Here is a 15,361-nt window from a genome sequence, read left to right as displayed (position 1 = left end):
TGTCTCCTGTAAGCGGTAGAAAATCAATTATTTTGCTGATATATTTCCCTTTATTTTGAGAAATAAATCGATAAATTTCTGTCTATTGCACGATCTTGGCAAATTCCTCAAAAATGAAATGTTCATCTCGATTAGCCTGACTTTTATCAGGCCATTTCACCCAAAAATGTCTTTCTTCCAAGCGCACATCCAACACGGCATAATCTCCCGGTTCAATCCCAACTAAGGTACTTGCCTCTAATTCAGAGGATTGTTCTGTGGAGGGTTTAAGAACAGTTTTTTGAGTAATTCTTAGGGTAGCTGGCTCTGGTGTGGAGTTGTCATCAGCATCTCCAATTAAACCAACTTTAATCGCTTCTGCCATCTTTTCTGCATCAAAAAGATCCATGTCTGCTTGGGAATCCACAAAGCAACATTCAATTAAAATTGCCGGCATTGAAGTATTTACCAACACAGAAAAACGGGTATTTTTTACTCCTCTATTTTTAAATCCTAGCTTGACAATTTCCGTCAAAACTGATTTAGCGATCGCTTGAGAAGTTTGACTAATACCATAAACCTCCGATCCCATTGCCTTGGTGGTGGGTTGAAAGGCATTAAAGTGAATAGAAACAAAAATATCAACGTTATTACTATTGGCTTTATTGGCTCTTTTTCGCAAAGAATCATTAAGACTAACGGCACTGGTCGGGGTGCAGTTAATTACTGAATGACCCGCTGCGGCTAATTTAGCAATTAGCCGAGTACCCACCTCTTTAATGACAACATCTTCCTGTCTAACTCCCGATGCGCCAATGTCATGAGGTGGGCAATTATGACCCATATCAATCCCAAATTTCATCTGTATACCTCCAGTTTCTTTAATGTTTATTTATTGATCAATTTCTCTGAATATACTCTACCTCAATTGAACTAATAAAAATCATATTTTTACAAAAATTTACTATTGTCTTATAGCAATTTTTACTAGAAAGTTTGGCAGCAATAATGCTATTCTAAATTAAGCTTTAGAATAGGAATACAATCAATTATTTTTCTTAACCATTAACTTGACTCCTTGTAGCTTTTAGCGTATCAGAGACTAAAGCGGGCAAGCCATGAAATAGCTTAGTTCCTGTGGCAATACCCAAGGCTGAAAAAACTGCATTTCAAGGATCATTCGTCCAACTTTTTAGTTTTTGAAAGAGAAGATTAAGTCATGAATTTAGCTACTTTTATGGATAATTTTGAATCTTAAAGAATAAATTAAACAAATTGATCGGTAGCAAGAATTTGAGCCAATTTCTTCTCCCTGTCAGCCACGGTTTCTGTGGTGGGAATATGGTCTAATAAACTGCTATAGAAAAAATAGGCAAAACCGGCAAAATCTCGCTCACGACTCTCCTGCGTTTGTGCTTGAATTAATTGGAAATTTACTCGTCTATCACTGGGTTTTAAACCTGTGAGAATACCGATGACGGTGGGAATATGTTCCCGCGCTGCTTTTACCTCTGATTTATCGATTTCTCTCTCAAAACTCTGGACATCTCCACGATAAGTTTGCAATGCCAGTTCTTCGATTAATCCTTCCTTTTCCCATGCTTCCCAATCAGCTAAAGCATGATCAACAGAAAATCCTAAAGGATTGGGAGAAATGGAGAGAATACAATCGTCTTTTTCCGCTTTAATGGTTTTAAAAATCAATCGCACTAATTGAGTTAACTTCTCCTTACGCCAATCTTTAAATTTCGCTAATTGGGGGTTACTTAAGGGACTAACTGAACCAGTTTCCTTTTGAAAAAGTTTGATAGTAAAGGATTCAAACCCCATGCTAAAATCAAAATTTTTAGTACCATTAGGCAAGAATTTTGCGTGATGAATAGCGAAGTGATCATCTAATTGAATACCATCAATTTCATAGTTTTTAACTACTTCACGAATAAGACTAACCCAAAAATCTTTAACTTCAGGATGAGCGGGATTTAAGCGGCAATTTCCATCACCATCAACGGTATTTTTCTGTTGATGAGTAAGCATAAACCAATCTGGTTTTTGGGCAAATAAGGGAGCAGCTGGGGGAACCATTAAACCATATTCAAACCAAGCAATAATCCGAAAGTTATACTTTTCTGTCTGATTAATCTCAATGATTTCTGCTAGTAGATCTCTACCGACTAACTCTTTTTCAAGGTTGACTTTTTTGAGTTTTTCCTTATCGGCAGTGAAAACATTATCAGCAATTTGTGATTGAAAAAACACATAGCCTTTGTTCCAAACTACTAGATAAAGAGTATTAAATCCTAAATTTTTAAGTTTTTCCAACCCAGCTTTTAGGTTATCTTTAGACTTGAGAATATCACTGTCAACATTGGTGAGCCAAACGCCCCGTATTTCTTCTACTTGTACATGATCATCAAAGAAAAATCCCGCTTTCCCCACTGAACCTTGTTCTGCGGCTAACTTGACAGAATAATGATTATTTTGGCGAGAATAGGACTTAATTGGCAGTTTAGTTCCCGCTTTGATTAAGAATTTTTGCCCACTATTGAGGGTTTCAGAAAAAGCTGTGGAAGACTTGAAAAACGTATCCTGAAGAATATGAATGTGCAGCATATTTTTTACTCTCTCTCAGACAAAGGACAAATGAACCTCAAATCCGCAGCAGCGACGGGTTCGGAAGACAGACAAGCGCACTTAGTTCTGATTAATTCTCAGAATTTGCTCACGGCAAAATATAGTCAATAACCGACCCCAACTATTGCTGGACAGTTACCACTACTCAACTGTTTACCTAGCTTGAAAGCAACACTTAAACAGGCAAACCAAGAGCCGATGGTTCCTCCTATTGACGTAATGTCAAGGACAAAGGGTTTGGGAGCAAAGATCGGTTAGTTAGGGAAATCATTGGGGAACACTTTAAGTTATTCAATGATAACTATAGATAAGCAAAAAATACTTAAATGTAACAAAAAAATACATAAGTCGGGAGGTGTAATTAAATATTAGACTTATCGAGGTTGAATTGAGCCACGAACCCCACAACTGGCATAGGTGATCAACTACACTAACCTATATTACAAAGTGCGAAGCCGATTGACAGCCTTTCCGATCAAGACGAAGTGTAACCTAATGGCTCTTCTCGACTTTGTGTGATAATTTTTGCTTATGGAATCGTGAAATGCTTATCGGGTAACACTTTTAGGACTATTTTGTCGAAGAAACTATCAGTATAGACCTCGTTTCCGCACAGAAACCAGAAGAGCCACCTAATTTGCTATCGACGACCGACTCCCCAAAAGCAAAACTTTGTACCTCACCATTAAGATAACTGTTATCAAAACGCGGATATCACTGCCAATAGAGTTCGGTTTTACCGTTATGGGATGAGCATTGACGGGGGTACTATTCTAGGTAAGGAATTTGTATCTAGTCAGTGATGAAGACGATGTTAAAGGGGTCTTTACCGAAATTAAGCGATATTTTCCCGCCGACTGACCATCAGGACCGGGAAACTTTCACCCCCAATGCTTTTTATCCTAATTTATCGGAATGGCTCAAGCGCTCGCAACTGAAAGCGGAAAGTGAATGGTTCGCAGCGATCGCATCTTTAGAAAATATCTTATTACAAAACCCAAATAATGCCGCCAGTCGGGGTTTAATTCTCTCCGGTCCGACGGCTTTAGTCAGAGAAAGCAAGGCTTTAACGGGTTTTAAATTCGGTGTTTTTACCGTTAAAGCTTTAAAACATTTACAATGGCTGGGTTTGCAATTGCCTTCTCAGGAAAAATCCGCCGCCGATATTTCCCCGACAGAGATTCATGAATTGCCTCTCTTGCCAACGGATCCGATTGCTAATGAAAGATTTTGTCTGGTTTTTAGCGAAAGTTTCGCTCTTTTGCTGGTTTTAGGCGAGGATCAGTGGGGTTTGTCCTCTTTTCAATTTTCCTTTGATCCCGTCCTCACTCAGCAAGCTTGGCAGCAGTTGCGGCAACGATTAGTTAATCTGCGTTATCCGCAAATCGAGACTTTAGAGGCAATTATCGAGGCTAATGGCAGTCCCTCGCCGGATTATCGTCTAGTTAGCCAATTTAGTCGCCAATTACTGCAAAATTTACCCAACCAGCCTAATTTAGACCTGAAAAAAACGAAATCGCCTATCAATGCCGAAATCACTCCGCCAAAGGAAGATAATTCTAATTTAGAATCGGGTTGTGATTTGGAATTATTGCGCGCTTTAACCCACGAAATTCGCACCCCTTTAACCACCATTCGCACCATTACCAGATTATTGTTAAAACGGGCCAAAGTAACGGAAGATGTAGAAAAATATTTAGAAACAATCGATTTAGAATGTAGTGAACAAATTCAGCGCATGGAATTAATTTTCCGAGCCGCAGAATTGGGTATTAATCCTCTGGGAGATAAACCAATTCAATTAATTCCAATTGCTCTAGAAAAAGTCTTTCAAGATAGTATTCCTCGGTGGCAAAAACAGGCTAAACGGCGCAATGTCAATTTAGAAGTTAATGTACCGAAAAAATTGCCTTCGGTAATTAGCGACCCGAATTTATTGGATCAAATGTTAAATGGAGTCGTGGAAAAATGTACTCGCAGTATGGCTAGTGGTGGACTGTTGCAAGTACATATATCAACGGCAGGAAATCAATTAAAAATGCAGTTTCAAACTCAAATAAAATCACCTAATCTTACCCTCAAAGCTTTGGGAAAAGTCCTAATGTTTCAACCAGAAACCGGTAGTTTAAGTCTGAATATGAAGGTGACTAAAAACCTTTTTCAAGCTTTGGGAGGTAAATTGATTGTGCGTGAAAAACCCGAAGAAGGTGAGATTTTAACTATTTTCTTGCCCCTCGGACGCATTAAATAAGTTGGGATTATTCTAAAATTTTCATCTTGTAAAATAGGCAAAATTGCCAAGAGGATGCTATACTAGGGCAACAAATATTATTGATAGTTGCCATGGAAAAAACTGTTTTAATTTTAGGTGGCACCGGTCGCATTGGTCAAAGTGTCGCCCTAGATATTATTAATCATACTTCAGCTAAAGTTATTATCACAGGACGCAAGGAAAAAGCGATTAAATTACTGCCAAGAATGCAGTTTTTGGCTTTGGATTTAGAAGAAATAGACAAGCTTAGACAGGCAATTAAAAAGAGTGATTTAGTTATTCATTGTGCCGGTCCCTTTCATTATCGCGATGGCAGGGTAGTAAAAATTTGCATCGAAGAAAAAGTCAATTATATTGATGTTAGTGATCATCGTTCTTTTTATCAAAAGTTAATTCCCTATCGAGAATTAGCGATAAAAGCGGGAATAACTGCCGTGGTTAATACGGGAATTTTTCCTGGTATTTCTAATAGTATAGTGCGGGAGGGAGTGGAACACTTAGATAGGGTAGAAACGATCCGTTTAAATTATGCCGTAGCCGGTTCAGGAGGTGCGGGATTAACTGTGATGCGGACAACTTTTCTCGGTTTAAAAAAGCCTTTTTTAGCTTGGATTGAGGGAAAATGGCAAGAGATTAAACCCTATACTGCCAGGGAAGTAATTGACTTTCCCGCTCCTTTGGGTAAAACTGGTGTTTATTGGTTTGATATGCCAGAAACCTATACTTTTGCCGAATCTTTTCCAGTGCAAAATGTGATCACAAAATTTGGTTCTATTCCCGATTTTTATAATCATTTAACTTGGATTACTGCCCATATTTTTCCCGATGCTTGGGTAGAAAGTTATCGGGGAATTGAGTTTTTTTCCCAAGTTAGTTATCGCATGACAGAAGTAACCGATAAATTTTCGGGAATTGGGGTGGCAATGTTGGCAAAAGTCGTCGGATGGCAAGGGCAGCAAAAAGCAGTTTATCAAGCAACTATGGTTCACGAGAATACTGCTCAAGCAGCGGGTTGGGGAACTGGCAGCGTGGCAGAATTAATCTTAGCGGCAAAACTCCAAAAAGCTGGGATTTATCCCGTGGAACAGGTGTTATCCACAGAACTATTCCATGCTACGATGAAAAAAAGAGGTATTAAACTCGATCGCTCCTGTACAATTGTGGCTTAGAAGATGCAAAAAATCTGGCGTTACCTAGGACTGTTTTGTTTAGTTTTGTTACTGACTTTATCCCCTATCTTCATGATAGCAGCCCAGAATAATTCTGCTAAACAGGGACAGGAAACACCCCTGGAAACTTTGGGAGAAGTTTTTCCCGTCATGCTTGATAATCAAGAACTTTTTACGATTCGGCAGGGAATAGGTTCTTTTTCAGCGCAAGAAAGAGCGAAATCGATTACAGACAGAATTGAAAAAATTGCCGATGACGATGCTCTTTCTCCTGAAGATTTAACTATAAAAATTGATCCTGAAGACAAAAACCCTTCGATTATTTTGGGAGATACGGTTATTGCTACTATTACTTCTAAAGATGCCAAATTACAGGCGGTCAGTCAAGAAGTATTGGCCGAACGAGCTTTAGCAAAGATTAAAGCGGCCATTGTCCGTTATCGTCAAGAACGTCAACCGGATAACCTCTTAAAAGATGCAGTTTTGACGGTAAGTGCTACCTTGGCCACGGTCTTAATTTTCTGGGTAATAATTTTTATATCTTCGCGGGTTTTTCCCCAGATTCAGAGGTTAATCACCTCCCTAGTTCCTGGGGTCGTATTCCAAAATTTTGAGATTATTAGTTCCCAGACAATAGGAATTTTTTCCCTAAGAGTTTTGCAATTTATCCGCACTCTAATTATTTTAACTATTCTCTATTTTTATTTAACTTTTGTCCTTCGTCTTTTTCCCTGGACTAGAAAATTTGGTGATGGTTTTCTGCAATACTTTTTTAGTGCTTTAGAAGTTGTTTCCCAAGAGATAGCAAAATATTTACCCAGTATTTTTATCATCCTGCTAATTATTTTTATAACTCACTATCTGTTGAGAGCAATTAAACCATTTTTCACTGGATTGGAAAGAGAAAATTTAGTAATTAATGGTTTCTATCCCGATTGGGCAAAACCAACCTATAATTTACTGTCACTGCTGATAATTGCCTTAGCTATAGTCATCGCTTTTCCCTATCTACCCGGATTTAATTCTCCTGCTTTTCAGGGGGTGTCGGTATTTTTAGGGGTACTATTTTCCTTGGGTTCCACCTCTGCTATTGCTAACGTGGTGGGGGGAATTATCCTCATCTATACCCGCTCTTTTCAACTAGGAGATAAAATTTCTATTGGTGATGTTATTGGAGATGTGATTGAAAAAGGATTATTAGTCACCCGTATTCGCACACCAGCTAATAGAATTATCACGATTCCTAATTCATCGCTGTTAAACACTAATGTGATTAACTTTAGTGTCTCTCAAAGGGAATTCAAACAGCCTTTAATTTTGCAAACCACAGTCACTCTCGGTTATGATTTACCTTGGCGTAAGGTTCACGCAACCCTGAAAGAAGCAGCCTTAGCCACCCAATTTATTGTCTCAGAACCTGCTCCTTTTGTCTTGCAAACCAGTCTCGATGATTTTTATGTCAGCTATCAGCTAAATGCCTACACCGATCATCCTAACAAAATGGTGTATATTTATTCTGAATTACACCAAAATATTCAGGATAAATGTAACGAAGTCGGTATCGAAATTATGTCTCCTCACTACAAGGCTCTCCGGGATGGCAATCACAGCACTATTCCTGAAAATTATCTGCCGGAAGATTATCAAAGTCCTGCTTTTGGTATTCAGTCAAATCCTCAGAAGTAATAATTTTCCTAATAGCTTTAATCGCATTTGTCAAGCCCTTTTGAGTTATTGTTGATAATTCTTCACCAAATTCACAATTAATAGCAGGAATAAATATTCCCCAGGCCCTAGGAGTTTGTTGATAAATTGCTTGAGTTAATGCTAATAAAAAAGTAGGACTTTCTGCATGACCGAAATTATTCCATTCGGTAACTGCCGCCAATTTTTCTATCTGGATATCAGTTTGATTAGATAATACCGCATCAACAAAAATAACTAGAGAAGCATCAGCTATATCGGCCGCTAACTCAGGAGTCAATTGATGGGTAGCGATGACCTCTAGATTAGGCCAATTCTCCTCGGCAATAATTTCGGCTATTCTCACTCCCACTCCGTCATCATTTCTTAAAGTATTACCATAGCCGATGAGCAGTATTTTAAAATTATTCATGGTCATAGCAGTTATCTTAATGATGATGTACAAAGTTTTCCTTTTTGGGGAGTCGATGGTCGATACCAAATTAGGTTATACTTCGTCTTGACCAGAAACGCTGTAAAATAAGTATAGGATATCTGGGATGATCTCGATACACAGCTTGACCTAATCGATAAATTAACTGAGTCTGGTAAGAAAACTTAAGCCTTGATAGTAGTTTCTTGATGAGGAAAAAATTATGCTAAGAAAGAGCCATAAATACTATCTCTTTTCTCTCACCTAGAAATCATCTCTAGGCGAACCAGAAAATACTGATATTCAATTAAGTCTAGAATTTAGTCTAGCTATGGAGAAATTGCCTATTTAAGCGACTTTTTTCCCTAAAATGACCACATCAGCCAGAAAATCGTCTAGAGCGGCAATTTGGGGTAAATAACCCCATCGTTGAAAGCCGAATTTTTCAAAGAGACGAATACTGGCCTGATTGTGGGCAAAAATAATACAGATAAGATTAGATATACCCAATTTCGGACAGCAATTCAGGGCATATTCTACTAATAATTTACCGATTCCACGACCTTGATAATCGGGGGAAATATATAAACTAACCTCTGCCGTTTTTTGGTAAGCGACACGACCATAAAACATCTGTAAACTTAGCCAACCCACCACCCGACCTTCGATCGCTATTACCCAAATGGGATACTGTTCAGGATCGTGCTTTTTAAACCATTCTCGCCGACTTTCGAGGGAAATAGGCTTTAAATCTGCGGTTGCCTTGCGAGTGGGAACAGCGGCATTATAAATCTCGATAATTGTTGGTAAATCTGTTTCTTTAGCCTCGCGAATAATCATAGAATATCAAGTAAGATGAAGTATAACCTAATTTTGCCTTGTCTCCTAACTTCTGAACTCTCCTATATCTCTCAATCTTACCTTAAAATTGAGTTTGATAGCGGACGGTAAACTCATTCAAATTGTAATCGTAGGAGAAGCGGATAAAAGACTGGGAATTAACTCGATAGACGGTTTCCAAATTGGGAAGAATATTAAAATCGGTTGCTCCAATCGCATTACTAACCGCATTCTCCACATCATACACGACTCCTTGAGCTAAGAGGGGAATCGCCAACTGAACCACTCCAAACTGAATTAATTGTTCTGTATTTTTCCCCTGTAAACCATTAAAAACCGACAGCAATTGTTCCCCCAACAGTCGAACGATTTCCCCTTGGCTGCGGGGGGGAGTGCTAGTTAATTTAACTAGGGGAGTATTAAGCAATCCCTCATCTTCACCTCTAGCAAAAGCCACTGCTTGTAAACAATTAGCAGCTTTTTGTAATTCTGCATTTGTATAGTTTTCCTCTAGGGGAAAAGGGGGACTATTGGGACGAATTTGGCACACTTCATTAATATTACGGCCTAAATTTGGTAGCAAGCGGTTTAATTCCCCTTCAACGCTGAGGGTGACATCGATCCTTTGAATGCGATTCAGACTATCATCGGGAATTTCATTACTAGGAAAATCCCCCCCCGGACGGGAGATAGCAAAATCGCGAGATTGAGAAAATTCGCTGAGAATTGTTCGCAGTTGAATATCAACAAAGGGATTAAAAAGTCCCAACCCGCGACTAGAATCAAAAACAATAACATTTTGATTGCGTCGGTTAAGAAGAAAACGAGTATCGATGTAGCTAACCCGTCCCCGATCGAGATTAATCACTCCATTGGTTTGTAATTTCTCCAGTGAAGTGAGCGAACCGTTCAAGGTTAAAGCACCACTAAAATCAAATTGATACAAAGGTTCTTGTTCGATGGATAATCCCGCTAAAGACACTTGGAAATTATTTAAAACCGGAGTAATATTTGTCGCCTGAGGAATGTTGAGAGGCTGCAGCCAGCGACTCACCGGTTTATCCGTTTCTTGATTAATTTCTGGGGTGCGAGGAAGAAAAACTTTACCCCGAGAAAGACGTACATTACCCCCGATAATTGGTTGTTGAATTGTTCCCGTTACCATGGCATTCCCAGCAATTAATCCCCGATAAAGACCATTAATTGCTATATCTCCCTCTTGAATATTAACTGTTAAGGGATTAGGATTATTTTTGATGGCTTGAAAGAAAGGTAAAACTCCCACCACAGAAATTTGTCTGTCAGCGATCGAGCCTTGTAATTCCTCTACTGTTAAGCTTTCAGGGGTTAACCCAATGCGGCCATTTACGGTTAAAATCTCTGGAAAAGCAACACTGCGGATAGCGGCATTATTGAGAGTAACTATACCATTTGCTTCTAAATCTTTGATTTTTAAGCCTTCTTTTATATCTAATCTTCCCGTCGCTGAAAGAACTACCTCTCCCTCACCTTTAACCCATTCGATGGCGTTTTGACTGATAGCTTCAATTAATTTGAGTGCATCGGTTCCTAATTTTGCTTGGATTTTTAATTGATCATTACTCGGTAAGGGAGGATAGGGAATGCTGGCATAGAGTTGGATTGATTCGGAGGAGGTTGTCCGCAAATCAAAACGATACTGATTATAGGTAAATAAACCAATTATATCTTGATTAATATTTTGGGCATTAATTGCACCATCAATAAAGCCAAAGTTACCCTGAATACGAGGATTTAATAAAGTTCCTGTAATTTGACCTTGAGTTTTTAGACTACCAGATACATCCAAGGGAAACTGCACAAAATTTCTCAAGAGATCGAGAGAAAGATTTTCCACGGCAAAAGTCGCCTCTACTTTTTTTAATGAAAAATCACCCGCTAAAAATACGGAAGAATCTCGTGATTTTAATCTAATCGGTTCTATCCTGAGCAACTGACGATTTAAGTTAAGATTAATTGTTACTTCATCAATGGGAATTAATTGGGTATCGGTGGTGACAATTCCGAGAGGTTTAACAATATTTACTGTCGGTCTTTGGGGTCGCCATTCCCATCGATTGCCCTGAAATTGTACGCTAAGATCGGGATTTTTTAAAGTCCCAGTTAAGGCTATATTTGCTTGATAACCACCACGAAAATCTAGTTCAGACGGTATCCCAACTACCCCCCTTTCCCCTGCTAATTGCTGGATTATTTCTTCAATTTTTGCCCGCAAATTTACCTGTTCTGCTAGGGAAGCTTCGGGATTACCTACTCCTAGGGGACTAAGTTGAATAGCTGGGTTGTTCTCAGAGGAGAAAAAGTTGATTAAACTGGTTAAATCATAGATACTAGCAACTGATAATAAATCTTGAATATAACCTTGATCTACCCTGAGGTTAGCTTCTATTTCCTGGGTTCGCCAATTAAATAAACCTTGCAGATTATATTGACTTGCACCCGCTTGTAAACTACCTTCTTGCAGTTGAACTATAGAATCCCGATAAACCAAATTTGCCGTTAATTTTTCCCCGATTAAGTTACCTAAACTAGGTCGATTAATCTCTAGTTGTCCCTCACCCTGTAGGTTAAATAAATTGATGTCTAAATTAGCACTCAATTGGCCAGTAATAATCCCCGGAATATTGTAGGCTGCCGTGGGAGATATTTTCAGGATTTCTAGGGGAAAATTGGCAATCTGAACATTTAAATTTTCTCCGCTTCGTTTAGCTGTTGCTAGAAAAGGAGTCTTATTTCCAAAAGCTTGGCGGATATTTATCCCTAAGGGAAGATAGGGCAGCAGACAATTATTTTGTTGACAAGGATCGAAAGTTAGGTCAATAATGTCCTGATTTCCCCACAGATTTAAACTAATATTTTGACCGATTCCTGCTTGAATTGTTCCTTTTAGTAGGGGTTCAAAGAGTCGCTCATTAATGCTAAAGTTAGCTAAATTTATATCTCCTTTGATTCGTATATTTCCCACTTTTTGCCAAGCACTTAAGAGATTTTTTCCTGTGATTTGTCCTTGAAATTCTCCGATCCCTGTTAGTGTCGATTCTTTGGGTTTTAGGTTAGAATCAATCGGTAAAAGCGATATAATCTGAGTTAGCGGTACAGCAGCAAGGTCGGTTTTTGCCTGTAGATTTAAGTTAACCTCAGCGATATCGGGTTGACTGGTAAGATTAGCTAAAAGAATATTTCCTCGCACATTAAAGCTATTTTCTCCCCACTGTGCCGAAAGATTATTAATCTGAATTGGTGTTACTCCCTGCCAAATTTCTTTAATATTTCCCGCTAAATTGGCACTAAAATCTAGGTTAGGAATCGAGATTGATTTTACTCCCCCCAATTGCCTTAGTAGGACAGCGGGATCAAGATTAGCGGCAATAATATCACTTTGCCAAAAATTATTATTCAGTTGTGCCTTAGCTTTAATCTCTCCTTTAGCTACATTAATACGAGAGTTAAAAACTGCTTTAATACTGCTTAAGTTCAGTCGTTTTTCTAGCAGAGAGTCGAAAATAGTTTGGGCATTTCCTGTTGCTTGAAACTTCGTTTGGTAAATATTCAACGCTAGGGGAATATTAGTCTGAAAACGCTCTAAACTACCGAGAATATTAAAAATACCTTTGTTTAACTGAATATCAGTATTAATCGGATTATTATCCACTAACAAGCAAGTATTTACTCTAGCATTGATGGTGGACAGATTTGGTATTTTTCCCGCTAGTAAATTATTGATTGCACCAGTGAAATTGACTTGGGTTTTTCCTAGACTAACAGGAATATTTATCTTGGGTAAAAACGGATTTAAGTTAATCCCAGTCGTATTAATTATACCGCTTAAAATACCTTGTTCCAGTTGGGCTGTCGTTCTTAAAAATCGATTATTGACAAATAACTGTATATCTCCTTCTCCGCGCCAAGTTTTTAAATCCGTTAAAGTACCACTAATCAGAGAATTTATTCCACCAGCAAAGCTGATTTTTGTCCTGCCTAAACTAACGGGAACTGTTAAATTTTCCACTAGAGGATTGAGACTAATTCCCCCGGTGTTAACTGTTCCTGTCAGGAAACCTCGATTCAGTTTGGCTGTGGCAATTAAAGGATTATTATCTACTAATAACTCCATATTCCCTTGACCTTGCCAACTGCTGAAAATATTATTTTTATTATTCAGCAATTCCCCTAAATAACCCTGTAAATTAATTTGTGATTGCGTTAATCTAACCTGAGTTGGTAAGTTAGGCAATAGGGAATTAATCGGCAATCCCGCTAAGACAGCTTTAGCCTGAAAATTTCCTTGCGATACTTGACTATTGACTAAAATTGTGCCTTGTTTACCGCTAATTCTTAAGTTAGCAATTCCGTTTAAAGTATTAACATTGAGTTGATCAATTTTGCCACTGACTTGAATATTAGCTGTCTCTAAACTTAAGGGTTCTAAGGTTTTTAGGTAGGGGCAAATAATATCTAAATATTGACAAAAGATAGGCACAAAAGGAGTCAATAAAAAGTTATTACCCGTGATTTTTGCTTGGACTAATTTGCTAGTAAAATCACTATTAGCATTAACCTGTAGTTTGCCAGTATTTGTTTTAATGACCGTATCGGTTAAATTGATTTTGTTGCCTCCTAAAAATACTTTGCCCTCCCCAGCAACATTGATTAATCCTGACTGATTAACCCTGGGTATTTGCCAATTAATTAATAATTGGGGCAGTCCTAAACTCCCTCTAGCTTTAATATTAGCTTGCAGATCGCTTATATTAATTTGATCAGGAATTGTGGCCAATTGAGATAAAATTTTTCTTGTGGGAAAATTGGCTTGTAAATTCAAATTAATCGGCATTTTTGTCCCGTCAAGAGGTTGATTTTTTTGCAGGGATTGCAGAATATTTAATTGCAATTTTCCTTCCCCTTTAATTTCTCCACCTGCAACGGGTTTAATTTGAATTTTATCTAAACTAAGACTATTGAGATTTGTTTGAAAATTACTGGTTATTGATTGAATGGGAATTTGCTCAAAAATAATCGGTTTGCTGCTGCTAACGGTTCCTTTAATTAGAGGTTGATCTAATTTTCCCGTCACTTGAAAAGTAGAGCGTGCCTCTCCCCGTAAATCTAGAGGTGATTGCAGATAAATAATTCTTAAAAGCTGTTGTAAATCCACCGATTCTAGCGCGACCTTGAGATGATAACCAGTTTGCCAATTTACTTCTCCCTTCACCTCAGTTTTAATCTTGCCAATACTTGCGGTCGCCTGTTCGACTAATACTTTATCTCCCTGTAAATTTAACTTAGTTGTTAGCTTAATTGGATACTGGAACGGTTGGAATTTTCCCGCCAAATCTGTCACCTGAAAATTGCCATTTCCTTCGGTTTGATTTAGCTTTGCCCAACTGGGAATATTGAGAGCAATATTAGCATTTACTTGTCCTTGATTTAATTGGAAATTGCTCCGAGGAATTAAAGTTAATAGTTCATTTAAGTTCAAACTATCAATCTGAAGATTAGTTTGACTTTCGCCCGTTTTTAACGCCGTTTCTCCTTGAATTTTTACTTGACTTTTGAGGATTTCTGCGCTAAAATCGTAGGTGAGAGGTTGCCTTTGATTATCGATGAATCTTCCCTGACCATTGGCCTTAATTTCTATCGGTTTTTTCAGGGCATAGGGTTGGATAGTAATGTCTCCCTTCTCCACCTGAAAACCCAGGTTTAACCTGATGAGTGCCTCCCGATCTAAGTTACTAGCTATTTTTTCTAAATTATCGAGCCATTGACCATTTTTATGCTGATCGAGATAAATACTGGGATTAATTAATTTGACATCAACTGGCAGCGGCAGACCTAAAAGTAAGGGCAGCGGATTTAATCCCAATTCGATCGCATCAACAGATACACTATCAGCAGAATTGGCCGTAGCTGGAATTTCCGATTTACCGATACGAATGCGATTAAAATAAAAGCCCTCTATCTTACCTACCCTGACAGGTCTGTGCAGCATTTCACTGAAGATATTGTCTAAAATTGGGGTGAGACGTTCATAAACTAAATAACGAGTCGTAAAATAGCCAAGGGAGGTAATTCCTAGGAGAGTAATTCCCCCGACAATTAAAGTAGAAGGCCGGCGGACAAATCGACCGATACTCAGAAAAAGATTAGGACGAGGAGAAGGATCACCAGGGGAGTTACTCATAATTGTTTACCTCACACACACCAAAGAAAGGGCAATGGCTCACCAGAGCTAATGAACTATGATAATTCACCGCGGCACTGATAGCCCTCAATCGATTAATTGCCATTTTTTAGGCAATTATTGGGCTTAAA

General features: G+C 38.4%; 8 protein-coding genes. 3 read left to right on the top strand and 5 right to left on the bottom strand.

What is annotated here, in order from left to right; translation table 11 throughout:
• Positions 1 to 82 precede the first annotated feature (82 nt).
• Positions 83 to 841 carry an N-acetylmuramoyl-L-alanine amidase gene (locus EWV60_RS05440; RefSeq protein ID WP_002750577.1) on the bottom strand — a complete coding sequence of 253 codons (759 nt, stop codon included), beginning with the start codon at positions 839 to 841 and terminating at the stop codon, positions 83 to 85.
• 404 nt (positions 842 to 1,245) lie between these two features.
• Positions 1,246 to 2,592 (bottom strand): glycoside hydrolase family 10-like protein, encoded by a 1,347-nt coding sequence (locus EWV60_RS05435; RefSeq protein ID WP_287231460.1) that lies wholly within the window; start codon positions 2,590 to 2,592, stop codon positions 1,246 to 1,248.
• 832 nt (positions 2,593 to 3,424) lie between these two features.
• Here EWV60_RS05435 and EWV60_RS05430 point away from each other — a divergent pair.
• From EWV60_RS05430 to EWV60_RS05420, 3 genes are all read left to right on the top strand, one after another.
• Positions 3,425 to 4,864, top strand: a complete 1,440-nt coding sequence (locus EWV60_RS05430) for a sensor histidine kinase (RefSeq protein WP_002736280.1) — start codon at positions 3,425 to 3,427, stop codon at positions 4,862 to 4,864.
• Positions 4,865 to 4,956: 92 nt separating this feature from the next.
• Positions 4,957 to 6,054 (top strand): saccharopine dehydrogenase family protein, encoded by a 1,098-nt coding sequence (locus EWV60_RS05425; protein WP_002736382.1) that lies wholly within the window; start codon positions 4,957 to 4,959, stop codon positions 6,052 to 6,054.
• Positions 6,055 to 6,057: 3 nt separating this feature from the next.
• Entirely contained in the window at positions 6,058 to 7,740 is a 1,683-nt protein-coding gene (locus tag EWV60_RS05420; protein ID WP_287231457.1) for a mechanosensitive ion channel family protein, read from the top strand.
• Here EWV60_RS05420 and EWV60_RS05415 read toward each other — a convergent pair.
• The 3 genes from EWV60_RS05415 to EWV60_RS05405 all read right to left on the bottom strand — a co-directional run bounded on the left by EWV60_RS05415 (position 7,667) and on the right by EWV60_RS05405 (position 15,230).
• Positions 7,667 to 8,170 (bottom strand): hydrogenase maturation protease, encoded by a 504-nt coding sequence (locus tag EWV60_RS05415; protein ID WP_287231494.1) that lies wholly within the window; start codon positions 8,168 to 8,170, stop codon positions 7,667 to 7,669. The genes EWV60_RS05420 and EWV60_RS05415 overlap by 74 nt on opposite strands.
• A gap of 348 nt (positions 8,171 to 8,518) precedes the next feature.
• Entirely contained in the window at positions 8,519 to 9,010 is a 492-nt protein-coding gene (locus tag EWV60_RS05410) for a GNAT family N-acetyltransferase (RefSeq protein WP_002735254.1), read from the bottom strand.
• A gap of 82 nt (positions 9,011 to 9,092) precedes the next feature.
• Positions 9,093 to 15,230: a translocation/assembly module TamB domain-containing protein gene (locus EWV60_RS05405; protein WP_287231454.1), complete on the bottom strand. Its 6,138-nt coding sequence runs from the start codon at positions 15,228 to 15,230 to the stop codon at positions 9,093 to 9,095.
• Positions 15,231 to 15,361: the final 131 nt, after the last annotated feature.

The sequence above is a fragment of the Microcystis sp. Msp_OC_L_20101000_S702 genome, assembly GCF_007095705.1.
Taxonomy (GTDB): Bacteria; Cyanobacteriota; Cyanobacteriia; order Cyanobacteriales; family Microcystaceae; genus Microcystis; species Microcystis ichthyoblabe_A.
This window is presented reverse-complemented; position numbering and strand designations above follow the sequence as displayed.